Origin of the sequence: Ruminococcus sp. N15.MGS-57, from assembly GCF_000980385.1 — a bacterium.
In the GTDB taxonomy this organism is placed as follows: Bacteria; Bacillota; Clostridia; order Oscillospirales; family Ruminococcaceae; genus Hominimerdicola; species Hominimerdicola aceti.
This window is the reverse complement of sequence record NZ_LARF01000015.1, coordinates 1-24,301: the sequence shown is the minus strand read 5'-3', so window position 1 is coordinate 24,301 and position 24,301 is coordinate 1. Positions and strand designations below refer to the sequence as shown.

21 protein-coding genes are annotated in these 24,301 nt (G+C 42.3%); 15 read left to right on the top strand and 6 right to left on the bottom strand.

The window, feature by feature from the left end; genetic code table 11:
• Window positions 1-70: 70 nt before the first annotated feature.
• The 11 genes from WS40_RS04455 (at window position 71) to WS40_RS11415 (ending at window position 13,338) form a co-directional block, all read left to right on the top strand.
• The gene (locus tag WS40_RS04455; RefSeq protein ID WP_046440530.1) at window positions 71-826 is read left to right on the top strand and encodes a hypothetical protein; all 756 of its coding nucleotides are present in this window, start codon (window positions 71-73) and stop codon (window positions 824-826) included.
• Window positions 827-1,044: 218 nt separating this feature from the next.
• Complete coding sequence (locus WS40_RS04450) at window positions 1,045-1,527, top strand: hypothetical protein (protein WP_046440528.1); 483 nt, start codon at window positions 1,045-1,047, stop codon at window positions 1,525-1,527.
• Between the two features lie 10 nt (window positions 1,528-1,537).
• Window positions 1,538-2,005, top strand: coding sequence for a hypothetical protein (locus tag WS40_RS04445; RefSeq protein WP_041337332.1), 468 nt, complete (start codon window positions 1,538-1,540; stop codon window positions 2,003-2,005).
• On the top strand, window positions 2,005-2,211 hold the full coding sequence (locus WS40_RS04440; RefSeq protein WP_022287501.1) for a helix-turn-helix transcriptional regulator: 207 nt from the start codon (window positions 2,005-2,007) through the stop codon (window positions 2,209-2,211). Before WS40_RS04445 ends, WS40_RS04440 begins: the two co-directional genes overlap by 1 nt.
• Before the next feature lie 392 nt (window positions 2,212-2,603).
• Complete coding sequence (gene rplM / locus WS40_RS04435) at window positions 2,604-3,032, top strand: 50S ribosomal protein L13 (RefSeq protein WP_022287500.1); 429 nt, start codon at window positions 2,604-2,606, stop codon at window positions 3,030-3,032.
• A 16-nt stretch (window positions 3,033-3,048) separates the two neighbouring features.
• Window positions 3,049-3,450 (top strand): 30S ribosomal protein S9, encoded by a 402-nt coding sequence (rpsI, locus tag WS40_RS04430; RefSeq protein WP_041337331.1) that lies wholly within the window; start codon window positions 3,049-3,051, stop codon window positions 3,448-3,450.
• Between the two features lie 193 nt (window positions 3,451-3,643).
• The gene (locus WS40_RS04425) at window positions 3,644-4,750 is read left to right on the top strand and encodes an ATP-binding protein (RefSeq protein WP_022288208.1); all 1,107 of its coding nucleotides are present in this window, start codon (window positions 3,644-3,646) and stop codon (window positions 4,748-4,750) included.
• The gene (locus tag WS40_RS04420; RefSeq protein ID WP_046440526.1) at window positions 4,711-7,107 is read left to right on the top strand and encodes a DUF5682 family protein; all 2,397 of its coding nucleotides are present in this window, start codon (window positions 4,711-4,713) and stop codon (window positions 7,105-7,107) included. The genes WS40_RS04425 and WS40_RS04420 overlap by 40 nt, the downstream gene beginning before the upstream one ends.
• Complete coding sequence (locus tag WS40_RS04415) at window positions 7,104-8,246, top strand: VWA domain-containing protein (protein WP_046440524.1); 1,143 nt, start codon at window positions 7,104-7,106, stop codon at window positions 8,244-8,246. Before WS40_RS04420 ends, WS40_RS04415 begins: the two co-directional genes overlap by 4 nt.
• 11 nt (window positions 8,247-8,257) lie before the next feature.
• The gene (locus tag WS40_RS04410) at window positions 8,258-9,988 is read left to right on the top strand and encodes a hypothetical protein (RefSeq protein WP_046440522.1); all 1,731 of its coding nucleotides are present in this window, start codon (window positions 8,258-8,260) and stop codon (window positions 9,986-9,988) included.
• Window positions 9,985-13,338 carry a DUF4132 domain-containing protein gene (locus WS40_RS11415; RefSeq protein WP_325208413.1) on the top strand — a complete coding sequence of 1,118 codons (3,354 nt, stop codon included), beginning with the start codon at window positions 9,985-9,987 and terminating at the stop codon, window positions 13,336-13,338. The genes WS40_RS04410 and WS40_RS11415 overlap by 4 nt, the downstream gene beginning before the upstream one ends.
• A 43-nt stretch (window positions 13,339-13,381) precedes the next feature.
• Here the strand turns inward: WS40_RS11415 and WS40_RS04400 are convergent, their stop codons facing one another.
• The 6 genes from WS40_RS04400 to WS40_RS04375 form a co-directional block, all read right to left on the bottom strand.
• The gene (locus WS40_RS04400) at window positions 13,382-14,749 is read right to left on the bottom strand and encodes an MATE family efflux transporter (protein ID WP_046440520.1); all 1,368 of its coding nucleotides are present in this window, start codon (window positions 14,747-14,749) and stop codon (window positions 13,382-13,384) included.
• A gap of 200 nt (window positions 14,750-14,949) precedes the next feature.
• Window positions 14,950-16,044 carry a redox-regulated ATPase YchF gene (ychF, locus tag WS40_RS04395; protein WP_041337323.1) on the bottom strand — a complete coding sequence of 365 codons (1,095 nt, stop codon included), beginning with the start codon at window positions 16,042-16,044 and terminating at the stop codon, window positions 14,950-14,952.
• 18 nt (window positions 16,045-16,062) lie between these two features.
• Window positions 16,063-16,320, bottom strand: coding sequence for a hypothetical protein (locus WS40_RS04390; protein ID WP_022288215.1), 258 nt, complete (start codon window positions 16,318-16,320; stop codon window positions 16,063-16,065).
• Window positions 16,321-16,334: 14 nt separating this feature from the next.
• Window positions 16,335-19,142 carry an ABC transporter permease gene (locus tag WS40_RS04385; RefSeq protein ID WP_046440517.1) on the bottom strand — a complete coding sequence of 936 codons (2,808 nt, stop codon included), beginning with the start codon at window positions 19,140-19,142 and terminating at the stop codon, window positions 16,335-16,337.
• Window positions 19,143-19,164: 22 nt separating this feature from the next.
• Window positions 19,165-19,629: a hypothetical protein gene (locus WS40_RS04380; RefSeq protein WP_046440515.1), complete on the bottom strand. Its 465-nt coding sequence runs from the start codon at window positions 19,627-19,629 to the stop codon at window positions 19,165-19,167.
• Window positions 19,630-19,635: 6 nt separating this feature from the next.
• On the bottom strand, window positions 19,636-20,829 hold the full coding sequence (locus WS40_RS04375; RefSeq protein ID WP_046440513.1) for an aminotransferase-like domain-containing protein: 1,194 nt from the start codon (window positions 20,827-20,829) through the stop codon (window positions 19,636-19,638).
• Window positions 20,830-21,052: 223 nt separating this feature from the next.
• Between WS40_RS04375 and WS40_RS04370 the strand changes: the two genes are divergently transcribed.
• The 4 genes from WS40_RS04370 to WS40_RS04355 all read left to right on the top strand — a co-directional run bounded on the left by WS40_RS04370 (window position 21,053) and on the right by WS40_RS04355 (window position 24,245).
• Window positions 21,053-22,765, top strand: coding sequence for a putative polysaccharide biosynthesis protein (locus WS40_RS04370; protein ID WP_046440511.1), 1,713 nt, complete (start codon window positions 21,053-21,055; stop codon window positions 22,763-22,765).
• 58 nt (window positions 22,766-22,823) lie between these two features.
• A complete protein-coding gene (gene mazG, locus WS40_RS04365; protein WP_022288220.1) occupies window positions 22,824-23,621 on the top strand; it encodes a nucleoside triphosphate pyrophosphohydrolase in 798 nt (265 codons plus the stop codon).
• A 24-nt stretch (window positions 23,622-23,645) separates the two neighbouring features.
• Window positions 23,646-23,936, top strand: coding sequence for an HU family DNA-binding protein (locus WS40_RS04360; RefSeq protein ID WP_272114610.1), 291 nt, complete (start codon window positions 23,646-23,648; stop codon window positions 23,934-23,936).
• A 66-nt stretch (window positions 23,937-24,002) separates the two neighbouring features.
• On the top strand, window positions 24,003-24,245 hold the full coding sequence (locus WS40_RS04355) for an RNA-binding S4 domain-containing protein (RefSeq protein WP_022288222.1): 243 nt from the start codon (window positions 24,003-24,005) through the stop codon (window positions 24,243-24,245).
• The last annotated feature ends 56 nt before the right edge of the window (window positions 24,246-24,301 follow it).

The window sequence follows — 24,301 nt, the reverse complement described above, 5'->3', positions numbered from 1 at the left end:
AAAGCAGACTATTGATTATTTCAGAAAAATATTATATAATATAGATAACTTAGAAATATCGGAGGATAAAATGGATATTACGATAAATATGCCGCAGACTGAAAACAACTCTAATTCTGCAAAGGCATTGTCACTCAACAATGGACTGATATGGTTCATATGCTTTGTGCCGCTTATTGGCTTGTTTCTTGAAAACTACGCAAACTCAGCCACTGCGGGAGCGGTGCTTTGGATACTTGTGCCGCTTTTTATGATAGGCTGTTCAGTCGCAGACTGTAAGCAGCTTATAAAGCATGATATTGCCGCCACCCACCTTTATAAATGGGTATGGCTCACGCCGGTTTATGTATACAAGCGTGAAAAGCTGTGTGGCAGAGAGCTTTACAAAGCGATAATGTGCGGATTTTTCATTATCGCTGCCCTGTTCATGAACGGGTTTACACAAAGCATTAAAATCGACGCTGACTACATGACCGTTTCAGCACAGAACAGCTACGTTCAAAGCCTTGACAACTTCTCAGGCAGCTCTTCAAAGATAATCGGCGAATGTATAGCCTCATACCTTGGCGATGACGCTGAGTGGGACTGCACAAAGGACGGGCACAACTACACAGTGACCGTAAAAGGCAAGCACGGCTCTGATAACTACACTATATCCTTTATAATAGTATACGACGGTTTCACCTACAGAAAGTTCGCTATATCAGACGTTGTGAAAAATGACGTTTCCCTCAGAGATGAAGATTTCAGCTCAGTTTGCAAAGCTATCTTCATTAACGGCGGCGACAGCAGCGATACTGATAGTTCAAGTTCATCAGCAGAATAATTTTTAGAGCGGACATTGTTCCACTCTTTTTTGTTGTCACTATATATGAATGTGCACGATCAGTTGTCACACAGTTTGTATACCTGCACAAAAGTGATGAATTTGTCACTTTTCCATTGACAGAGCAAAACAAGGGTGATATAATTGTCACATAAGGTGATAAATAAATCACTTTGATTATACAGCTGTGTAAAGAACAAAAGAAAGAAGAGATAGTAGTGAAAAACAAAACTGATGAAATATCAAACAAGATATCATATAAAAAATACTACAGACTTATGGGTATCTTAGGTACAGCAGGCGGTTCAATGTGGATATTTTATTGGGTCATGGATAAGTTCCTGCCTGATATCAAAAAAGGACATACGCTCACCAATGTGATAAACCTTATCGTATCTTTGGGAACGCTTGCGCTGATCGCCATATGCATAACAAAGATGATATCCACGGCCGGCAAAAGAGATACAGATGACGAGCTTACTCAGCAGACAACAGCAAAGGTCAATCAGACTTTTATAACGTTCCTGTTCACGATTGCCTGCCTGTTTATTTCAGTTATGACTTTGTTTTCCGATATTTTAGGAAGATTTAAGGTCACACTAAACGAATATGTTATAACGGGCTTGATATGGTTTTGCTATGCGGTGTACAATTTTATAGGGCTGTATTTTGAAAGTAAGTTCGATGATGATGAGAACTAGAGGGATAAAAATGAAAGCGAAAAAAGAAAAGAAAAAGATAACTCTGAGAGAATATCACAAAAAGCGTATGGTAACAGGAATTGCAATACTTGTCACAGAGATATTTGAAAACACTGCGGAGCATTACAAGCTTGATAATACAACATGGGCGACAGTGATATTCGTTGTGTTGGCTGCTATGACGGCATTATTTGCAGTAATATGGCTGTATGCAAGCTGTCAGAAAGTTGACAAAGAGGATGAAATGGCAAAAGAAAATATGCTCAAGGCACATCAAAGTATCACAAAAATGTTTTTGATAATATTAGCAGTGGCGATCTTTATATCAATGTTCTGGGAAGGAAGTATAACCATAAAGATAAACAGCGACAGACTATATCAAGTATGGTTTATATTCTGGTTCAGTTATATGACCCTTGAAAGCGGATTTTTCCTCCACCATGAGGGCAAGCTCAGCACCGATGAGGAGGACGAGTAATGCCGGAGCTAAAAACAAAACTCAAGGAATATCGTGCCAAGCTTGACATGAAGCAGGGTGACCTTGCCGAAAAAGTGGGCGTCAGACGTGAAACTATCATACGTCTTGAAAAAGGACAATACAATCCGTCCCTAAAGCTTGCAATGGATATTGCAAAGGTATTTGGTGTATCTGTAGAGGATATTTTTTCATTTGAAGATGAATAAAGCTGAAAATACAGTAAAGCAGACGGTTTGCAGGATTTTGGTGCAGAAGAAAAGCATATACTGAAAATGCAAATACAGACATATAAGCACATATTCTAACGTATATAGATAAATATTGAATATACGTTGCTTATGCTATGATTATCTTTAGTTTACGCCATATTACTGTGTATATTAGTGTAAAATGCAAAAGTGAAATGAATTGTGAGAAATCGAGAGAAACGGAGCAAAACGAAGAGATTTAAAGAGAATGAGGGATATAAATTAAAAATTCGACGTTTTGACTATTGACAATCGTGAAAAGCTGTTGTATAATAGACAACGTTGTGAGTTCACAGGGCGAAAATGCGGCTGTGAACAGACTTTTTATAATTCTGAATGGAGGAAATAATATGTCAACTTATATGCCAAAAGCAGGCGACATTACTCGCACATGGTATATTCTCGACGCTGAAGGTCAGTCACTCGGTAGAGTTGCTGCTAAGGCTGCTCACATTCTTCGTGGCAAGCACAAGCCAACTTACGCACCACACGCTGACTGCGGCGACCATGTAATCATCATCAACACAGATAAGGCTGTTCTCACAGGCAAGAAGCTTGATCAGAAGTCTTACAAGTGGCACACAGGCTGGATCGGCGGTCTTAAGGAGATCAAGTATTCAGATATGATGGCTAATCAGTCAGACAGAGCTATGACAATTGCTGTTGAGGGTATGCTCCCTAACAACACACTTGGCAGAGCTGCTGCAAAGAGACTCAGAGTATACAAGGGTGCTGAGCATAATAATGCTGCTCAGAAGCCTGTTAAATACGAACTGTAAGGAAGGAGCAATTTAGATGTACGAATCAAAGCAGCCATATTTCTATGGCACAGGTAGAAGAAAACATTCTGTTGCCCGTGTTCGTGTTTACGAGGGTACAGGTAAGATCACAATCAACGGCAGAGACATTGACGATTACTTCGGTCTTGAGACACTCAAGCTCATCGTTCGTCAGCCATTTGCTGTAACAGATACAATGGATAAGTACGATATCGTTTGCACAGTAACAGGCGGTGGAGTAACAGGTCAGGCTGGTGCAATTAGACACGGTCTTTCAAGAGCTCTTCTTCAGGCTAGCGATGAGTTCAGACCTCTCCTCAAGAAGGAAGGCTTCCTCACTCGTGACCCAAGAATGAAGGAAAGAAAGAAGTACGGTCTCAAAGCCGCAAGACGTGCTCCACAGTTCTCAAAGAGATAATTTCATTCTCATTTATCAAACCGTTTCGCAGAAATGCGAAGCGGTTTTTTTATACCCGATCCTAACTGTCAAAATGCACAATCAAAACATCTGTTCGTTGTCAATTTAGCTGAATATCCCCATGCTTATTGTAAATAACAACAAAATATGATATAATTATTGCTGATAAATTAACTTTTAGGAGATAACTGCTATGACGAATGAATACATAAAACCGCCCGTTGAGATACGCTACAAAAATGAACTCGACGCCTTGAAAAGTGTTGATATTGGCAAAAAGCCTGAGAATTGGGTGCTGTCGCCAAAGGCAGTGCGAACATTTATATTAGGCGGAATCATCAAAACTGCCGATGGCAAAATGCAGATAAAGCGCAAATTCTATGGCAATGACGCACTTGTTGAGCGCTGTATAATCACCCTCGCTGGTAACCGTGGACTTATGCTGGTGGGTGAGCCAGGCACTGCTAAAACTATGCTCTCTGAGCTTCTCTCTGCTGCTTGCTGCGGCATAAGCACGAACACAGTTCAGGGTACGGCTGGAACTACCGAGGATATGATAAAATATAGCTGGAACTATGCCATGCTTCTTTCAAAAGGTCCGTGCCGTGAAGCCCTTGTGCCTGCTCCCCTGCTCATAGGCATGGAACAAGGCATTTTCGCACGATTTGAGGAAATAACTCGTACCCCTGCAGAAATCCAGGATAGCCTTATTTCTGTAATGAGCGACCAGATACTCAATATCCCTGAGCTTGAAAACGAAGGACTTGTTTTCGCCAAGCAAGGATTTAATATAATCGGTACTGCAAACACCCGTGATAAGGGCGTAAATGAAATGTCAGGTGCTTTGAAAAGGCGTTTCAATTTTGAAACTGTCGAGCCTGTTCGTGACGTAAGGCTCGAAAAGGAGATCATTATCCGTGAAGCACAAGACCTTGCAAAAACAGGTCATATCGACCAGCCTATAGACACCGACGCTGCTGAACTTCTTGCTGTCACATATCATGAGCTTCGTGAGGGCGTTACCTCAGAGGGAACAAAGCTTGAAAAACCAAACGCCGTTATGAGTACAGCCGAAGCTGTGTCCGTTTTCTATCAAACTATGAGCAGTGCATATTATTATGGTGACGGAAAAACTGATCTCAAAGAGCTTACGCAGAATCTTTTAGGAGCAGTTTGTAAGGAAAACAAAGACGACCTTGAAAAGCTTAAAAGCTATTTCAGGATCGCTGTTAAGGAAAAAAGTGCAAGTGAGGGAGGCATATGGACAGAATATCTGGATACAGCCAAGTATCTGAAATAATACCTTTCGACTATTCTCAGCCATTTATGCTTTTTCCTGTAAGACACCACAGCCCTGTCTGCTCGTGGCAGCTCATCAGAGCAATTAAAGAATATCAGCCCGATGTCATACTTATAGAGGGTCCTGAAAACGCCAATGATATGATAGGTGTGTTGACGGACGAGAGAACAAAACTCCCTGCGGCTTTCTATTATTACTACAAGGACAGAAAAAAGTTTATCAGTGATGAAGCCGAAGACTATAAATGCTACTACCCTTTTATCTATGCTTCACCTGAGTATAACGCTCTGAAAACAGCCGCAGCCATGGATATAGAAGCACGCTTTATAGATCTTCCCTACAGCGAGATACTTATTACCACCGCAGAAAATAAAGGCCTTCGCAGTAATAAGGATAAACACAGCTACACTGATGACAGCAGACTTATATACAGCAAATTCTGCAAAAAGCTTTGCGAGAAAACAGATCTAAGGACCTTTGAAGAGTTCTGGGAGAAGTATTTTGAGATAGAGGGACTCAGACTATCTGTACAAGATTTTGTACAGCAAATGTACACCTACTGCATTATCACACGAAATGACGAAACAGAAGATGATCTTGTGGCAGACGGAACTCTTGCAAGAGAAAACCATATGGCTCTGCGTATCAAAGAAGCACTTAAAGATAACAAAAAAGTCCTTGCTGTAACAGGCGGATTCCACAGTTTGGGACTTTATGAGCTTTTGAAAAGTGATAATATCCAAAAAGAAAAGCTTCACAAGCTCTCTCAAAAAGATGAGGGCTGTTTCCCCGTAGCTTATTCTTATGAAGCAGCAGACGCTCTCAGTGGATATGCCTCTGGTATCCAGCGTCCTTATTTTTATGATTGCGTGATGAACAAGCTAATTCACTGCGATGACCCGGCAGGTGTTTATAGCGACACAGTTCTTGACCTGCTCATAGGCACAGTGAGAGCCTGTGATAAACATGATATCCCAGTGTCAATGGCTGACGCTTCCGCAGCGCAGTCTATGATGAGTGGACTTGCCGCACTTCGTGGCTGTCATGAATGTGGACTTTACGAGCTTGAGGACGCCATAACCTCGTCATTTATCAAGGGAGAGAAAACAATATCCTCTGCCCTGCCTATCGACCTTATGCACAAACTTGCCACAGGCGACAAGACAGGTCATATAGGTGATATAAACCACGTTCCTCCGCTTATCGCTGATTTTGAAGAACAGTGTAAAAGGTTTCGACTTAAAATAAAAACAGTAACCCCTAATAAGACGGAAGTTTCACTTTTTACCACTGCAAACGGCATGGAACTAAGCAGATTTTTCCACAGAATGGTGTTTCTAGGCACAGACTTTGCCCAGCGAACAAAAGGACCTGATTTGCATAGGCGAAAAGACAGAAGTCGTGTCCGTGAAGAATGGGTATACAAAAAAGTTCCTGCCACAGACGTTGCACTCATAGACCATACTGCCGACGGCTTCACCATTGAAGAAGCCTGCCGCACCTGTGCTTCAAGAACACTTCACCATGAAAAGCACTGTGATGTTGCAGCGCATATCCTTGTGGACTGCTTCCAAATGGGCTTAGAACTCTCTGATGATGACAATGCTTGTGCCGAGAACATTCTTAACTCAGATGGTGACTTTTTCTCTGTAGGCAGAGGTCTAAGGCATTTTATCACTCTTATGGAACTCCAACAGCTTTATAATACCGAGTTTTCCGCCGCAGAAAATTGTGCAAAGCGGTGCATGACAAGGATAATCACAGCACTGCCTGATATGGCGTCGGTGAAAGACGACCACATTGCAGAATGTGCAGCGATAATGTACACAATGCAAAAAGCTGTCACTGACGGCTTTAGAGAATATCGTCAGGACTATGAAACCGCCCTGCTTTCCCTCTGCGGTAAATCTGATAAAGACCCATTTGTTTACGGCACAGCACTTGGCATACTTTATGCCTTTGACCCCCACCGCCGCAAGCTTGCTGAGCAGGCAATGTCAAGCTATCTCAAAGGCGACAGGAATGTTCAAATACAAGGAGCGGAGTTTCTTCACGGACTTTTCAATGCCGCCCGTGATATCATCATGACGGACGATTCTTTCATCAGAATGACAGACACGCTTATCTGCGGACTTGACTATGACGATTTTATAGAGATACTTCCCTCCATGAAGCTTGCTTTCAGTTGTTTCACCCCATATGAAATACAGCAAACAACCACCGCTGTCGCAAAGCTTTATGACGCTGACAGTGCTGAGCTTCTTGTGGAAAAACCTATAAACGAAAGGCTATATAGCTTCGGTGGGGAAATAGATAAAGAGATAGTCAAACTTTTGTCTGAGGAGGAAAAGCCATGACAGATGAAAACAAAGCCATATCCGTCAACCGCTGGCGGCTCGTGCTGGGCGGAATGTCTGACAAAAGCCTTTCCTTTACCGGTGACAAAGCAGAGATAATAACGTTTCAGGATATGGAAAAGCTACTCGATTATCTCTATAGCCGTGCGCAAGGTGACGATGTAAGGGACGAGAACAGCAGGCAAGGCGGTCAGGGTGGCAGTGTGCTAAACGCCGCAGAATGGATAACAAAAGTCAGAACGCTTTTTCCAAAGCAGACCGCCGAGGTGCTTGAACGTCAAGCTTTGGAAAGGTTCAACATGACCGAGCTTCTTACCGATAAAAAGGTTCTTGAAGAAATGAAGCCTGATATAGCGCTGCTTAAAACTATCATTCAGCTCAAACATCTCATGAACGGCGAGGTGTTGCAGGCGGCTTTAAAAATAGCAAAACAGGTGGCAGACGATATCAAACAAAAGCTTGATATGACCATAAAGCGAAGCCTTACAGGCAGGCTTGATAAAAACACATCGTCAGTTATGAAATGCTCTGCAAACCTCGATTTCAAAAAGACTATCCGCCGAAACCTGAAAAACTATGACAAAACAAGCAACCAGCTTATACTTAAAGATATCTATTTCAGTGGACGTGTGAAAAAGCATAACAAAAAGCGCATTATCATAGCCATAGACGAAAGCGGTTCAATGCTCGGTTCAGTCATCTATAGTGCAGTAATGGCGCAGATAATTTCCGAACTGCCATTTGCAGAGGTGAAGCTCATCATATTTGATACAAGCATCGTTGACCTCTCAGACCATGCAGACGACCCTGCTCAGACAATAATGAGCGTTCAGCTTGGGGGAGGAACGGATATTGCAAAAGCCCTTACCTACTGCGAAAGCCTTATCGTTACGCCGCGTGACACTTGCGTTATCGTTGTAACAGACCTCTACGAGGGTGGCAGTGAAGCACAGCTTATGAACGTCAGCAAAAATATAATCACAAGCGGAGCACATCTCTCATTCCTTACCGCCCTTGATGAAAATGCCGACCCTGCCTATGACAAGGCGACAGGTCAGAAGCTTGCAGATATGGGCTCATTCGTTGGCGGTCTTACCCCTGATAAGCTTGGGGATTACATCGGAAAAATATTTGCATAGGAGATGACATCTTGGACGTAATCGATAAACAGCTTGGCATTGCAAACGAACAAACGCTTATTGAGCTTTCAAACAAGGGCATTTACAAACGTGCGTTGAAGGAATCCAAAAACATGACCCTTTCGGCTGAAAAAATCCATGAATGTTACATAGTAAAATTAGACGGTGAAACCTGCACCATAAAATCACCTCTTGATGAAAGTCAATGCAGTTGTGTTTCAAGAGGAATGTGCAGGCACATTATCACAGCCATACTGCTTTTGAAAGCACAGCTTCCACAGTACGACGGCGAGGATATCACTCCAGAGGTCATAACCTCCGAGCCTGAACAAGCAGAAATTGAACTACCCGACCAACCTGAAATAAATCCGCTTTCTCAGGATACCCAGAAAAAGATAAAAGGATGTGCCGGACAGTGCATAAAAATAATGTCTGGAATATTTACCCGAGGTCTTGTAAGAGCCGAAGAGAGCGACCCCGATAATTTTGAGCTTGCCGCAGTTTTCTGCCACGCTTTGAGAATGGCTGAGGCAGAAAGACAAATGCGTGAACTTGGCAGCCGACTTAAAGACTGTGTTTCAAGGCGAGCTTCATTCAGTCCGCAGGTATTCACTCACAAAATGTTTGAATATGCTGACAGCATGAACAAGCTTATAAAAGCCGACATCACAGAAGAAATGCTCGGCACCTTCCGCAGAGAATACACCGACTATGAGGGGACGCTCCAACTCCTGCCTATAGGCACAAGAAATGTCAGTGGCGAATACACTGGCTGTATCTACTATTTTCTAAATAAAGACAAAACTTCGCCCCAGCGCTTTTTTACCTACAGCGATCTGCGCCCCACGTTTTATGAAAAAAAGTCAAGACGATTTGCCGAAAGCACAACTGTATGGGATCTTGACAGCTCTCTAAACAGCTATATGTGCACAGAGCTGAAGCTTGAAAACGCCAAGGTGAGCATGGGGCATTTGTCCTCATCGTCAAAGACCAACACCATAGGCGCAGGTCCTGCACAGCTAAACTGTTTTGCCCTCCGTGAGCTTATTGTCAGCGATTTCAAAGAGCTTGCGGAAAAGATCTCCGCAAACAAAAGCGACGAGGAGACCGACCGACTTTATTTCGTTCACCCCAAAGAGTGCGTCGCTTCATATTTTGACAAGCACACTCAACAGCAGATTTTTATTATAAAAGACGGCTGCGATAGACAAATATCTGTCACCGCAAAATACACAGCAGAAAATCGTGAATTTATTTCCACGCTTGAAACCATAGGTGGCAAAATGCTAAAAGAGAAGCACAAAAACTACGTCATGCTGGCTCAGGGGTATATCGACCACGGCAGGCTAACGCTTTTCCCTATAGAGGTCTATGATTTTATTGATCCGCCTGACAATGTTCCTGTACCCATCGAGAATGATACAGACCAAGACTATGGAATGTGTAGTGAACTTCTTGACGCCACCGAAGAAACCGACAAGAGGATAGTCACGGCAATGGAGTGCGGAGTGAACACTGTTATCGCAGATGAACACGTTCAAAGCATACGCCAATGCGGACTTGAAGAACTTGCAAAACGTTATGAATGCTTCACAAAGCTGTGCGAAAATGCAAGACACACCACCGCAGACAAAAGCCTTGATATCTTCACTGCCGCAGGCAACACAATGCGGTATATCAGACTTTGCACACAAAAATTAGCACTGTTCAGTGCGATAAATAATATGGAGGAGAAAAAATGATCTACAACGAAAGCACCAAAAGCTTTATAAAGCTTGAAACCGCCTTAAAGGAGCTTGGTTTTGACCAGCAGACCATAGACCTTGCCCTTGAATATCTTGACATCACAAAGCCTAGAAACAATGACCTGATGAGAAAAATTACAACAAGATACTATCCAAAACTCATGCAGTATAGTTATCGTGAAAAGCTTATCAAAGCTGTAAAAAGTGAGATATCAGGTTCAGATAGTGAGGAGCTTAAAGACCGTTATATTATTTTCAGTTCAATGGCAACGGGCCCATATTTCCGATATATGACAGATGCGTTGTCTGGCAATGCCTATATATATTCCGAAAACAAAGCCATGTATATGAAACCGCTCACTGATTTTTATGGTGAGAACGCAGAAGCAGTCTGGATATCAACCGAGATCTCAAACCGCTCAAATGATTCTATCAGCGTTTTCACTGTAAATCATCCTATCTATTCCGCAGACGATGCCATAAGAACATTCAACTTCGTTAGCCCTGACGATATCATAGCACAGCTTCTCCTGTGCGTTTACGCATTGGACGCAACCGAGCTGCCTAAAAAGAGCCTGCTCGGCAAAACAAAAATTCCCGATACAGCCGCAATTGCCATAAAAAAGCTTTGCGAAGTGGTCGAAAAAAAGCCCAAAACAACTACAGCCGTTTTCTGTCTTTTTCTTGCCGCATATGCAGAAGCGTCATATTTTGTAAAAGAATATCGTGCGTTTTTTAATAAAAACATTGTGAAATATTGCGACGATCTTACCCAAGGGCTGATATATATGAAGCTCTCCACCACCAGGATATTCGACCTTATCGAAGCTCAACCACAGTGCCTTACAGATAGATATATTCTGCACTTTGTCAAATCACCTGACAAAAATGGGAATTATCCAGCGCAAATGGTAAAGCTCGCAAAAGATCACCCACAGCTTTTCATAGAAACAATGAAAAATGCTCCATTTGACACAGCGATCACAATGGAGAAAATGCTCAAAGCCACTAACCCTAAATATAACGCAGAAGCAATTGGTCTTAAAGCTACCCATCAGGAACGTATCGCCAAACTTATTGCCGAACATTTCAAGCACAGTGACGAGATATACGCATATATCATGGGCAAAGCAGAAATAGACACGATACTCCACTTTGCAGACGAAGAAGCCTGCGAGGGCAGACATAAGAATATGGACTATATTGGTGTATATGGAGAGGACGATTTTATTATCCGCTGTATCGCCGCCCTTTCCATAGGCGCGTCTAAAGATACAAGTGACCCCCTCCAACTTATAGGCAACGATCTTTATTATAACACCGAGTTCATTGTCCGTGCAATGGTAAGATCAGGTCTGCCAATAGATATAATTATAAGATCCCTTGGCTGGCAGATAGAAAGCTCTTACTGTAAAGAAGTCATCATCAATAAGATAACCGCTATCATGCCAGAATTTAAAGACAAAGCCACCATTATTGACGTAAGCAAAATGGCTGTGTCCAGCCGACTTTTGTATATAAGGCTTCTTGATATCGCAGACAGCAACAAGTACAAAGACGAATTTTTTGCCATTTGTGACGATAACAGCAAGGTAATAAAAGCAGAGCTTGTGAAAGTTATATCCGTCCACAAGGATTGGAACGATGATGTTTGCAAACTTCTTGCTCAGAAAAAATCAGCCAAGCGTGAAACTGCACTTATGATAATTGAAAATCAAGGTGCTGACGCCTACCGCACAGAGCTTGAAAAAGCCTATGCCACAGAAAAATCTGACAAACTAAAATCGAAAATATCTGAACTTTTGGGCAGCGAAGCAAAGCCTGCCAAAATATCAGATGAAGACCTTGTAACTGCGCTCACCAAAGGCACAAAAAGCAAGAAAGTTCTCTGGCTTTTTGAACAGCCTTTTGCACCTGTTCACTTCACCGATGATACAATCGCAGAGGATATCTATTTGCAGGCTCTCCTGCTTACATATGCAAACGCCGACGAAGGTACCCTCCCACCCGAGGGCAAGGCACTTGCCCAGAAGCTCAAAGCTGATGAGCTTGAAACATTCGCCCTTGAAGTCCTGAGCCGCTGGCTTGAAAAAGGTGCAGAAGCGAAAACAAAGTGGACAATGTATTTTGCGGCCATTTACGGCGGTGATGAAGCAATAAATTGCCTGACGGATTACATAAAAGAATGGTCGAAACAGTCATTAAATATGCGTGTTGCCCTTGCGGTTAAAGCCGTCAATGCCGTAGCTCTGAACGGCAGTTCCTATGCACTTATGACTGTAGACAATATTTCAAGAAAATATAAGAGTCGTGCGGTCAGAGCTGCCGCAGTTGACGCACTTGCCAATGCCGCTAAACAGCTTGGCTTGACAACGCAGGAGCTTGCGGACAAGATAGTACCTGACATGGGCTTTGACGAGAAAATGTGCCGCACCTTTGATTTTGGAAGCAGAAAATTCTCCGTTTATCTCACTCCACAGCTTGATATAGAAATATTCGAGGGCGAGAAAAAGCTTAAAAATCTCCCTAAAATAGGCGTTAATGACGACCCTGCCCTTGCAGAAAAGGCTACTGCTGATTTCAAGGAAATGAAAAAGCAAATGAAAACTGTTGTTGACGCACAGAAACAGCGTCTTGAATATGTGCTTATGCTTGACCGTAAGTGGACAGCAGAAGCTTGGAAAGCTCTCTTTGTAAAAAATCCTCTCATGCACTGCTTTGCGATAGGTCTTATATGGGGTATTTACGAAAATGGCTGCCTTAAAACTTCGTTCCGTTATCTTGACGACGGCAGCTTTACAAACTCAGATGATAATGAGATAGAGCTGTCCGAGGTTATGCAGATAGGGCTTGTTCACCCGCTGGAGCTTACTGAACATGAAAAAGAAGCTTGGCTGGAACAGCTTGATGATTACGAGATAATACAGCCATTCGACCAGCTAAGAAGAAAGGTATACAAAGTAGCGGAAAGCGATAAGAATAAGACCGCCTGCGAGATCTTCAAGAATACCGAGATAACGAACACCACTCTAGTCAACCGCATGACCAAAGCAGGCTGGTATAAAGGTCAGGCACAGGACGCAGGCTTTTTCTATGAGTTCATAAGAAATGATATCTCAGGCAAGGAGAAAGATCCCGACGGCAAGCTCGTCAACATAGGCATGACCGCCGAGCTTAAATTCTCAGGAACATACATCGGCTATTACGAGATAGAGGACGTGACCGTGGAAGAGCTTTACTTCCGACTTCCCGATGCTGCATACAATGACAACATGAAACTTGGCGATGTCAATCCAAGATACTACAGCGAAGTTGTCTTACAACTTAAAAAAGCTATAAACAAGTAGGCATAAAAAAGGCAGTTCTGATTTTTTCAGAGCTGCCTTTTACTTATTTATTTTCCACAGGAAGTCCGTGATCTCCTGCAATGTGTCTGCCTGCCTTGTTCACACAATATATGCAAACAGGAACTATGTACAAGCAAGCCGCTATCCATGCCGCCTGATCTGTGAAGCAGATTGCAAGATAACCGAATTTCGGCACAAATATCATACTTACAGAAATTCGAGCTATCATTTCCGTCACTCCTGAGAATATAGCAAGTCCAGAATATCCAAGGCCCTGCGTACACATTCTGCAAGTGTTGAGTATACCGAGCGTCCAATAGAAAAAGCCTGCGTAGAAAAGATATTTGGCTGAAGCAGTAAGCACTGCTGCGTCTGACTTATTCACAAAGATAAGCGAAAGCTCTCTGCCGAAGAATATAAGTACAATACCGGCTATTACTCCATATGTCATGCCAACGCCAACTCCAATGCGTATACCCTTTTTGATGCGCTTGAGATTTCCTGCACCGAGATTTTGGCTTGCAAAAACAGATGCACCTGTTGCAAAAGCGTCATAAGGACACATTGTGAACTGCTTTATCCTTGCCCCAGCAGTGAATCCTGACACATAAATGCTTCCAAGCTTGTTGTTAGCCGACTGCATGACCATTGAGCCGATAGCCGTTATGGAATATTGAAGTCCCATAGGAAAGCCCATTATTATAAGGTTCAGCACCGCAGGCTTTGACATCACTCTGTCCTCTTTGGTAAGTTTCAGCACGCTGACCTTTTTCATAATAAATATAGCACATAGTATTCCGCTTATCGCCTGAGCAACGACCGTAGCGATAGCCGCACCCATGCAGCCCCACCTGAACACAATAACACACACAAGGTCAAGTGCAATGTTCAAAACCGTTGATATAGCAAGAAATACAAATGGCGTTTTGCTGTCGCCAACAGATCGCAATACGCTTGAAAGCAGGTTATACAAAAGTGTGAACGGTATGCCAAGAAATATCACCAGAAGATATTTATATGCGTCATCAAAAATGTTCGACGGAGTTGAAAGAAGCTTCAATATCTCACTACAAAGCACCGCACAAACTGTGGTCAACACAAACGCAGTAACAGCGGTTATAACAATAGAATTGTAAAAATACTGTTTCAGCTTTTTTATGTCCCCTGCTCCGAAATGCCTTGCAATAGGCACGCCAAAGCCGCAGGCTGTTCCCATGCAGAAACCAAGCACCAAAAACTGCACACTGCTTGAAGCTCCGACACTTGCAAGAGCGTCAGAACCAAGAAATCTTCCCACGATGGCAGCGTCAATAAGATTGTATGTCTGCTGCAACAAATTTCCTAAAAGCAGAGGAAGCGCAAAGCTCATTATAAGCTTGAACGGACTGCCTGTTGTCATGTTTTTTGTCATTACTTTTCCTCCAAAAATCTAACTATTACATTTATCATCTTTAATTTTTACTATCACATTCTATCATCAATATATGAAAAAATCTATAACACAAATTAAATTTACTTTTGTGATTTTAAACAAATATAATAACAAAAAACATACATATTGCACATAAAAAAGGCAAGCATATTTCAGCCTGCCTTTGTGTAGCTTACGCTTTATACGTTAAATCTGAAAAGAACGATATCGCCGTCCTGCATAACGTAATCCTTACCCTCAAGACGAACAAGACCCTTTTCCTTAGCCGCCGTCATAGAGCCACAGCTCATAAGATCGTCAAATGAAACAACTTCAGCTCTGATGAAGCCCTTTTCAAAGTCAGTGTGTATCTTTCCTGCCGCCTGTGGAGCTTTAGTTCCCTTTTTGATAGTCCAAGCTCTTACCTCAGGTTCGCCTGCTGTCAGGTATGAAATAAGACCAAGAAGTGAATAGCCCTCCTTGATTATTCTGTTAAGACCTGAAGTTTCAAGACCGAGGTCTGCAAGGAACATTTCCTTGTCCTCATCGTCCATGTCAGATATCTCAGCCTCTATCTGCGCGCATATCGGGAACACAGCCGAGCCTTCAGCTTTTGCGATCTCGCAAACTTCCTTGTAATGCTCGTTGCTTTCGATATTGTTTCTGAAATCATCTTCGCAAAGGTTAGCCGCATAGATAACAGGCTTAAGTGAAAGAAGCGGTGTTTCTTTAAGTATCTCCAGCTCGTCCTCTGTCATGTCATAAGAACGTGCAGGCTTGCCGCTTTCAAGATGCTCTTTAAGCTTTTCAAGGAACTCTACAGCAGAAGCAAGAGATTTGTCGCCTTTCATTGCCTTTTTAGTTCTGTCAAGCTTTCTCTCGATAAGCTCAACGTCAGAGAAAATAAGCTCAAGGTCGATAGTTTCAATATCTCTGCGAGGATTGATAGAACCGTCAACATGAATGATGTTAGGGTCATCAAAACATCTTACAACGTGAACGATAGCGTCCACCTCTCTTATGTTTGAAAGAAATTTGTTTCCCAGTCCCTCGCCCTTTGAAGCACCCTTTACAAGACCTGCAATGTCAACAAATTCAAGTGTTGCAGGAGTAAACTTTACAGGGTGATACATCTCAGCCAGCTTGTCAAGTCTTTCATCAGGCACCGAAACAATGCCCACATTCGGTTCGATCGTGCAAAACGGATAGTTTGCAGATTCTGCACCCGCATTTGTGAGTGCATTAAAAAGTGTTGATTTTCCTACGTTAGGAAGTCCTACCATGCCAAGTTTCATATCAATATACGCCTTTCGTTAAAATTTTACGCCATCATGGTCAAAATCATCTTCATCATCATCAAAGTTATAATCATCATAATACTCGTCAGGGTCAAAATGATCATTACAGCCACCCTTGTCTATCTTGTTGTTACAACCGATAGTAACGCCTTTCTTGATAGGCGAAACAAACAGACCAATTATAACGCCAAGGAGAAAAAGTGCAAGACCTTTCCAAAAATAGCTTACTGTGCAGTTATTTTCAGTATCGCAGTTTTCTTCAAAAATATCCATAATAATACCTCCGTCTATTCTACTGATTTTAAAGATTCTACCATATCTATCTTTTTAAGCTTGAAATGAAGAACCAAATTAACTATAAATGCAAATGCCAATGTGAGCAATGCACCAAGCACATACGCCCACCAAACAAGCTGTCTGTTGAACAGCACAAGGTCGACCTCAGAAGTTATCACTACAAAATAGTGCAATATCTTTCCTGCCACAAGACCCACGATAATGCCCACAATCGTCGATATCAGATTTTCTCTGTAAATATACGCTGAAGTCTCACCGTCATAGAATCCAAGCACTTTTATTGTCGCTATCTCACGAACACGCTCAGTTATGTTTATGTTTGCCAAATTGTAAAGCACCACAAACGCCAAGCCTCCCGCGCAAACGATGAGCAAAATAACGATAGCGTCAAGGCTGTCCACAGAATTAAGGAAACCTCTGCTTGAATCATTTTTAAAGCTTATTCCATAAAACTCGTCATTTGAAATAAGCTGTTCCTTGAAAGAGTTTTCATCAGTGTCTTTCTTTAAGTCAATAAAAGAAAGATTATAAACAGGCTTCTCACCGTATACACTTTCAAAATCATCAGGAGTGATGTAAATATAATGCAAAGCATAGTTCTTGCTTACTCCGCCTATCTTGAACTCTTTCTCCTCATGACCACTGAGCTTTATAGTAATAGTGTCACCCGTTTTCAGGTCAAGAAGCTTTGCAAGCTTTTGTGTTATGATAACAGAACCGCTTTTCACTTCAAGGTTTGATCCATTCTCAGCAGATACAAGATCGATATAATCTCCCATATTTTCAGGAGTTTTCGGCACGATCATAGAAACAGACTGGTTTTCACTTTCATTTTCTGCAATGCCATCTGTACTCTGCATAAGCATAGATTTGTCTACCTGTGCGATACTGCTTATCTTGTCCTCCAATTGTTTCTCGTCAAAATCAGCTGAATTAAGTACCGCAATACCATCATACAGAAATATCTCATTGAATTGCTTTTCGGCAATAGTCTTTATAGAATATTTCAAACCAAAACCCGTGACTATCAGTGCCGTGCAGCCTGCCACTCCCACAATTGTCATAAAGAAACGCTTTTTATATCTCAGCAAATTTCTCACAGTGACCTTTGCAAGAAAGTCAAGCCGATTCCATATAAAATCCACACGCTCCAGCAAAACACGCCTGCCATTCTGCGGTGGCTTTGGACGCATAAGCTGTGACGGCTGTGACTTAAGCTCTTTGACACAAGCGTAAAGCACCGCCGAGCAAGTGCAAATAACCGACACCACCAAGCAAAGCACCATATAAACAGGCTTGAACGGTGTGTCAATATCAGGAATGTTATATAAAATATTATAGCAACTATAAATTATCTTCGGAAAGATCTGCAATCCAACAACAACGCCTATGCAGCTTCCTGCTGATGCCGCTATTGCTGCATAGAAAAGATACTTTCCAGCTATTCTTGCCCCACTGTATCCTAAAGCCTTGTATGTACCTATCTGCGTTCTCTGTTCCTCTACCATTCTAGTCATTGTGGTCAGGCACACAAGCGCCGCCACAAGAATAAAGAACACAGGAAACACCTTTGCAATAGAGTCGACCTTCTGAGCGTCCCCATAAAAGGAACTATAATCAGAGCTAGCCTCAAATCTGTCATACTGATAGAATGCAGGCGTTTTAACGGCTTCAAGTTCTTTTTTCGCTCCGGCTATCTCATCTTCTGCCGCCGCAAGCTGACCATTATATTCATCAAAAGCCGCCGTACTTCCTGTTTTTTTGTCTTCAAGAAGCTTTCCTGCCACTTCTTCAAGCTGTTGTGCTTTTAAAAGCTGTGACCTTGCAAGATACTTTGCACTAGAACCACTCTGTTCAGCCTTATCATAAGCATCCTGAGCTTCCTCTACCGACTTCTGCGCCGTCACCAAAAGCTCCGTAAGCTGATTTTCGTCGCAGGCAAGCGCCTGTTTCAAGATGTCAACTTTCTCCTGAGCGACATCAATACTGTCCTGAGCGTCACTGCTTAGTTTTTCAAACCTTGCGTTCACACTGTCCTCAAAAAACTCCACCGCCTGAACGCTCTTATCTTTCACAGCCTGCTTGTACTCGTCAGAAAACGGGTCAAGCTTGTCCGTGCCTTTGAATTTCACATAAAGCTCAGTGTAATAATCGCACACAAACTCGCTCTCAGGCACAAAAACGTTGCTTACCACAGTTCCGTTGCCCACTGTGGTCGCATCACGCTCATAGCCGATATAAAGCGGTGAAGCCACAATACCAACTATCCTGTATGTGTCAGTTGCCAAAGTATCAGTTATATTTTTTGACGAGTCAGGCTCGTTGATCTTTATCTCTCCGCCCACCTTAAAGGTGTTAGGTGAACTCATTTTTACCTCTACTGCGCACTCGCCTTTTTTTTCAGGAAGCCTGCCCTCTAGTAAAACAGGCTTATCAAGATTATTAGGGCTGTTCTCATCAACAACATTATTGAAGGACATGAATTTCAGCACAAGGTTTTGATTTTCATGATAGTAGAAAACGTCCTTAGAATATCCCGCCATAACGCCCTGAACATCATCAGCTTTTTTCACAGCCTCAACGTCCTCAGACTTAACGCCTATAGACGACATTAACTTAATATCCATAAGTCTGTTATCACTGAAATATTTCTCCGCCGTGTCTATCATATCAGGCATAGTCGCCTTGATACCAGAGAAAAATCCACAGCCAAGAAGAACTATCAGAAAAATAGAGAGAAATCTGCCCAACGAGTGCCTTATCTCTCTGACAGTATCCTTTTTCAATGCACTTTTCATGACAGACCTCCCCCTTGTAATATCATTCTTCCCCGTCACTATCCGAAAAATCATCAAGACCTATCCTGCCCGATAGAATAAAATAAACAATCGCTGCAAGGACAAAAACAACAGGAGCAAAAATTATAATAGCTTTTTTAGCCCACTCAACCCCCAACGCTCCCGCAAGCATAAGACCCAGCACTCCTGAGATATCAAAAAACAAGATACAAAAATACGTCCTAAGTGCCGATACCGCAGGTGCAGTGTCCCCATCAGGGTCAGCTTTATCACTGAAAATATTTATCCTGCCTGCTGAAAACACAAGCAGAATAAACACCGCCATAGCAAGAAGACTCAGCACAAGATCCACCACATAAGGCTTTGTCCTGCCTGCCGTCATGCCCACTATCAGCACAAAGCAATCACACCCCATGCAGAACATTAGAGCTGCCGTATTTACCACCGTAAGCACAAGCTGAAAAGGCGTAAAAGGAACTTTTTTCATTTTATCTTAATCGCCGAACATTTCCTTAGAAAGCTTGCCAAGCTTCTCACAGCCGTCGATTATCTGTTTGTCTGTAGGAGTTGAGAAGTTCAATCTGAATGAAGCTGTCTTGTCAGACTCGCTTACCATGAAAGCATTGCCCGGAACAACGGCTACCTTATATTCTGCAACAGCCTTTTTGCAGAAACCAGTCATGTCACTGCCCTCCGGAAGAGTACACCAAATGAACAGACCGCCCTCAGGTCTTGTGAACTTGATCTGTGAAGAGAAATTATTCTCGATCTGCTTTATCATAAGTTCGAGCTTATGCTTGTAGATCACTCTCAGCGAAGCAAGATGCGCTTCCATATCATTGTCCTTCATGAAGTTGTAAGCCAGCATCTGCGCCCAGATGTTTGTATGTACATCAGCCACCTGCTTGCAGACAACTATCTTTCCGATTATCTCCTTTGGAGCGGAAATGTAGCCAACTCTGATACCAGGAGCAAGTATCTTCGAGAATGTTCTTGAATACATAACAAGACCGTCCTTGTCCATGCTCTTGATAGACGGGATAGCCTCACCCTTTATTCTCAGGTCGCCGTATGGGTTATCTTCAAGTATCATAACACTGTACTTCTTAGCAAGCTCGTAGATAGCCTTTCTCTTTTCAAGAGAAGTTGTAAGACCAGTAGGGTTCTGGAAGTTAGAGATAATGTAGAATACCTTTACCTTGCCGGTAGCGAAAGCTTCTTCAAGCTCTTTCAGGTCAACTCCGTCTTCATGAAGCGTGATACCCTTAAGCTCAACATTGTAAGACTTGAATGCATTAAGTGAGCCTATAAAGCTTGGAGCTTCACAGCAAAGAACGTCGCCTGGGTCGCAGAGAACTTTACAAGCAAGCTCGTTAGCCTGCTGAGCACCGCTTGTGATGATAAGATCGTCTCTCTCAGGATCAAATTCTCCCTTCTTTTCAAGTTCTTTCTTAAGAAGATCTCTCAGCGGAGTGTATCCCTCTGTAAGGCTGTACTGGAGTGCGCCGATAGGATTTTTCTTGAATATCTCTTCTGATATCCTATTAAGCTCGTCCACAGGGAATGCCTCAGGAGAAGGATTACCTGCCGCAAATGAAATTACCTCTGGGTCAGAAGTAAATTTAAGTATCTCTCTGATAGCAGAAGCCTGCAAATGAGAAACCTTTTCTGAAAACTTATAAGTCATATCTTTTTTACCTCTTTTTCTTAAAATACATAATATGATTATATCACATTTTTCCTATAAAATAAAGTGTTTACGCAAACTTTTTTTTAGTATTAACACTCTAAGCTCTATTTTTGTGCAATTTAAACAACTGCATATCCACCTGACATATGGACAAACCGTAATAAAACCCACCATAACAGCATAAGATCATATAAAAAAAAGTCAGAAAGCAGGTTGACAGATGAAAAGACAAGGCTTTATAAAAGGCTCAGCAATATTGCTTGCAATGGTTCTGATAACAAAAATTCTGGGACTTCTCTATAAGATACCTCTTACTAATCTTCTGGGCGGCACAGGCATGGGATATTTCGCTTCAGCATTCTCAGTTTTCACACCAGTTTTCGCCATAGTCGTTTCAGGTATCCCCTCCACCATGGCTCGCCTTACCGCTGAAAACTATGCCCTTGAACGCTTTTCAAATATGCGTCATACCAAGCGAACTGCATTTTTTCTTTTCACGATCATCAGCGCAGCCGCTGCTGCAGTAATGATACTCACCTCAGATTTTCTGTCACGCAATGTAGTCGGCGAGCCAAGTACAAAATATGCTCTCATGTGCGTTGCCCCATCTATTATTTTCTGTACCATTATGTCAGTGGAACGCGGTTACTGTGAGGGCTTGCAGAATATGATACCGACCGCTGTATCAGAAGTGATAGAAACCCTTTTCAAACTTATCCTAGGTCTTGGTTTCGCCTACGGACTAATGTATCATATCTCCGATATGTATGATAAAACAGGCATGATATTCGGCACAGCCTATGAAAACTCACGTCAGGCAGCCTCCGCCGCACTTCCATTTATAGCTGCCGCAGCTATCCTAGGTTCGTCCATAGCCTCTGCGATCGCCTGTCTGTATATTCTCATATCAGGCAAGATCAAAGGCGACAGCATAACAAAGCAAATGCTTCAAAGAGATACCATAACAGACCCCACAGGTGCAACAGCCAAAAAGCTTGTCGTCTGCTGTCTTCCGATCGCACTTATCTCAGTGATAATGACCTTTGCCAACATGATAGATATGCTCACTGTCAATCCGTGTATCAAAACCGCCATGAAAGCTTCTCCACACACATTTGACAGCCTGCTTTCTGATAAGCTCACCGCCGATATGCTCCCGAACTTCATCTACGGCTCTTATACTGGTCTTGCAGTGACAGTTTTCGGTCTTGTTCCGACCATCACCGCAATGTTTGGCAAAAGCATACTCCCCTCACTTGCCGAAAGCTGTGCCAAAAACGATAAAAAAGCCATGCAGTCAGGCCTTACAAAAATGCTCATCGTCACCAGTATCATAGCCATACCCGCAGGCATGGGCATAGCAGTTTTGTCAGAACCTATCCTGCGTTTTCTTTTCGGAGGCCGTGAAACTGAGATACAGGTCTGTATAATACCAATGTCCATACTTGGAATAGCAGTAATATTCCTTGCCATAGCAACTCCTTGCTTTTCTATCCTGCAAACCCTCGGAAAACCTCACAAAGCAATAATAATTATGTTGGCAGGTGGAATTATCAAGCTATTTCTGAACATTATACTTATAAGACAGCCCATAATAAATATATCAGGAGCAGCTATTTCTACTCTTGTTTCAGAGGTTTTCATATGCGTCCTATCCGTACGCTCAGTTTGCAAAATGGCGAATCTAAAACCAAAAGTGAGCGAAATTTTCGTAAAGCCCACCTACGCCGCTATCATGTGCAGTGTGACAACCGTTTTGTCACACGAAACACTTACGAAAATAGCCCATTTGCAAATAAATCATAGATTTGTGACCCTTTTTTCTATAGGAATTGGTAGCACAATGTACTTTTTTTGTTTATATTTATTGTGCGAAACGCCGAAAAATATTGTAAATTACATATTTTCAAAAAAAAATCCGCAAAACCCTTGAAATTTTGAGCAAAATGGTTTATTATTAATAAGCACCCTTTTGGAAAGGTAATGATGTAATGAGCGATAAAATTAAGGAATTGCTTGCTAAAGACAGCTTTGATATCAATGATCTTGCGGATATCGTGGTAATTCTCAGAAGCGAGAACGGCTGCCCGTGGGATAAGGTCCAGACCCATAAGTCTATCAAGAAAGATTTTCTTGAAGAAGTCTATGAGGTCATGGAGGCTATCGACTGTGACTCTCCTGAAATGATGAGAGAAGAACTTGGCGACGTTCTTTTGCAGGTGGTTTTCCATACAGTTATCGAGACCGAAAACAACAATTTCAGACTTGACGATGTGATAACTGATATCTGTAAAAAGCTTATCATCAGACACCCACACGTTTTCGGAAGCGTAGAAGCTGACAACGTTGAAACAGTGCTTAAAAATTGGGACACTATCAAGAAAGAAACCAAGGGACAGGAAACTTATTCCGATACCCTTAAAAGCGTTCCAAAGAACTTTCCTGCACTTATGAGAGCTCAGAAGTTAAGCAAACGTGCCGCAAGAGCAGGTATCGAGTATGACAATGCTCATGATATCAGCGCACTTGAAAATGCTGTTAAGGCTCTTGAAAACAGTGCTGACAGTGATAAAGCCGTAGTTGCAAAACAGCTTGGTGAGATAATGTTCACTTGTGCTTCACTTGCAAGAAAGCTTGACCTTGACGCTGAAGAAGTGCTGACGGATACAAATAATAATTATATCGAAAAGTTTGAGAAAACAGAAAATGCTGTAAGGCAAAACGGGCAGGATATGACCGCCCTGAGCATAAATGAGCTTGACGCTTATTGGCGAGAGCAAAATGAATGAATAACTTTATTCGTTAAAAATAATTTGGAGGTAAAAACAATGACAAAGGCAGAACTGATCAATCTTATCGCAGAAAAGGGCGATTATTCAAAGAAGGACGCTGAGAAGGCACTTACAACTGTTATTGATTCTGTATCAGAGACACTTTCTAACGGCGAGAAGATCTCACTGGTAGGTTTCGGTACATTCGAGGTTAGAGAGAGAGCTGAAAAGACAGCTATCAATCCTCGTACAAAGGAGCAGATCACTGTTGCAGCTAAGAAAGTTCCTGCATTCAAGGCAGGCAAGGCTCTTAAGGACGCTGTAAACAAGTAATCTAAAGCTTATGCCACTCAGACCTAGCCTGCGGGTTAGGTCTTTTTTACTACAAAGGAGGAAAATATGCGGCTTGATAAATACCTGAAAGTCACAAGACTTATTAAACGACGTACCATTGCAAACGAAGCTTGCGATGCAGGCAAGGTGCTTGTGAACGATAAAATTGCAAGAGCTTCATATGACGTGAAAGTTGGCGACATTATCACCATAAATATGGGTCAGAAGCCTGTCAAGGTGGAAGTTCTCAATGTCACCGAGTATGTAAAAAAAGAAGAAGCAGCCGAGAATTATCGTGTTATCAGCTAAAAAAAGGGGCTGTAAAAAAAGTCCCCAAGAAAAAAGGCTGCGATCTTGCCAAAAAG

Excerpts from the sequence above, each read along its gene's own strand:
- WS40_RS04380 (WP_046440515.1), bottom strand. The coding sequence starts at position 19,629 with ATGAAAAAAGTTCCTTTTACGCCTTTTCAGCTTGTGCTTACGGTGGTA.
- rpsI (WP_041337331.1), top strand. The coding sequence starts at position 3,049 with ATGTACGAATCAAAGCAGCCATATTTCTATGGCACAGGTAGAAGAAAA.
- WS40_RS04420 (WP_046440526.1), top strand. The coding sequence starts at position 4,711 with ATGGACAGAATATCTGGATACAGCCAAGTATCTGAAATAATACCTTTC.
- WS40_RS04385 (WP_046440517.1), bottom strand. The coding sequence starts at position 19,142 with ATGAAAAGTGCATTGAAAAAGGATACTGTCAGAGAGATAAGGCACTCG.
- ychF (WP_041337323.1), bottom strand. The coding sequence starts at position 16,044 with ATGAAACTTGGCATGGTAGGACTTCCTAACGTAGGAAAATCAACACTT.
- WS40_RS04355 (WP_022288222.1), top strand. The coding sequence starts at position 24,003 with ATGCGGCTTGATAAATACCTGAAAGTCACAAGACTTATTAAACGACGT.
- mazG (WP_022288220.1), top strand. The coding sequence starts at position 22,824 with ATGAGCGATAAAATTAAGGAATTGCTTGCTAAAGACAGCTTTGATATC.
- WS40_RS04445 (WP_041337332.1), top strand. The coding sequence starts at position 1,538 with ATGAAAGCGAAAAAAGAAAAGAAAAAGATAACTCTGAGAGAATATCAC.
- WS40_RS04455 (WP_046440530.1), top strand. The coding sequence starts at position 71 with ATGGATATTACGATAAATATGCCGCAGACTGAAAACAACTCTAATTCT.
- WS40_RS04400 (WP_046440520.1), bottom strand. The coding sequence starts at position 14,749 with ATGACAAAAAACATGACAACAGGCAGTCCGTTCAAGCTTATAATGAGC.
- WS40_RS11415 (WP_325208413.1), top strand. The coding sequence starts at position 9,985 with ATGATCTACAACGAAAGCACCAAAAGCTTTATAAAGCTTGAAACCGCC.
- WS40_RS04390 (WP_022288215.1), bottom strand. The coding sequence starts at position 16,320 with ATGGATATTTTTGAAGAAAACTGCGATACTGAAAATAACTGCACAGTA.
- WS40_RS04440 (WP_022287501.1), top strand. The coding sequence starts at position 2,005 with ATGCCGGAGCTAAAAACAAAACTCAAGGAATATCGTGCCAAGCTTGAC.
- rplM (WP_022287500.1), top strand. The coding sequence starts at position 2,604 with ATGTCAACTTATATGCCAAAAGCAGGCGACATTACTCGCACATGGTAT.
- WS40_RS04375 (WP_046440513.1), bottom strand. The coding sequence starts at position 20,829 with ATGACTTATAAGTTTTCAGAAAAGGTTTCTCATTTGCAGGCTTCTGCT.
- WS40_RS04370 (WP_046440511.1), top strand. The coding sequence starts at position 21,053 with ATGAAAAGACAAGGCTTTATAAAAGGCTCAGCAATATTGCTTGCAATG.
- WS40_RS04425 (WP_022288208.1), top strand. The coding sequence starts at position 3,644 with ATGACGAATGAATACATAAAACCGCCCGTTGAGATACGCTACAAAAAT.
- WS40_RS04415 (WP_046440524.1), top strand. The coding sequence starts at position 7,104 with ATGACAGATGAAAACAAAGCCATATCCGTCAACCGCTGGCGGCTCGTG.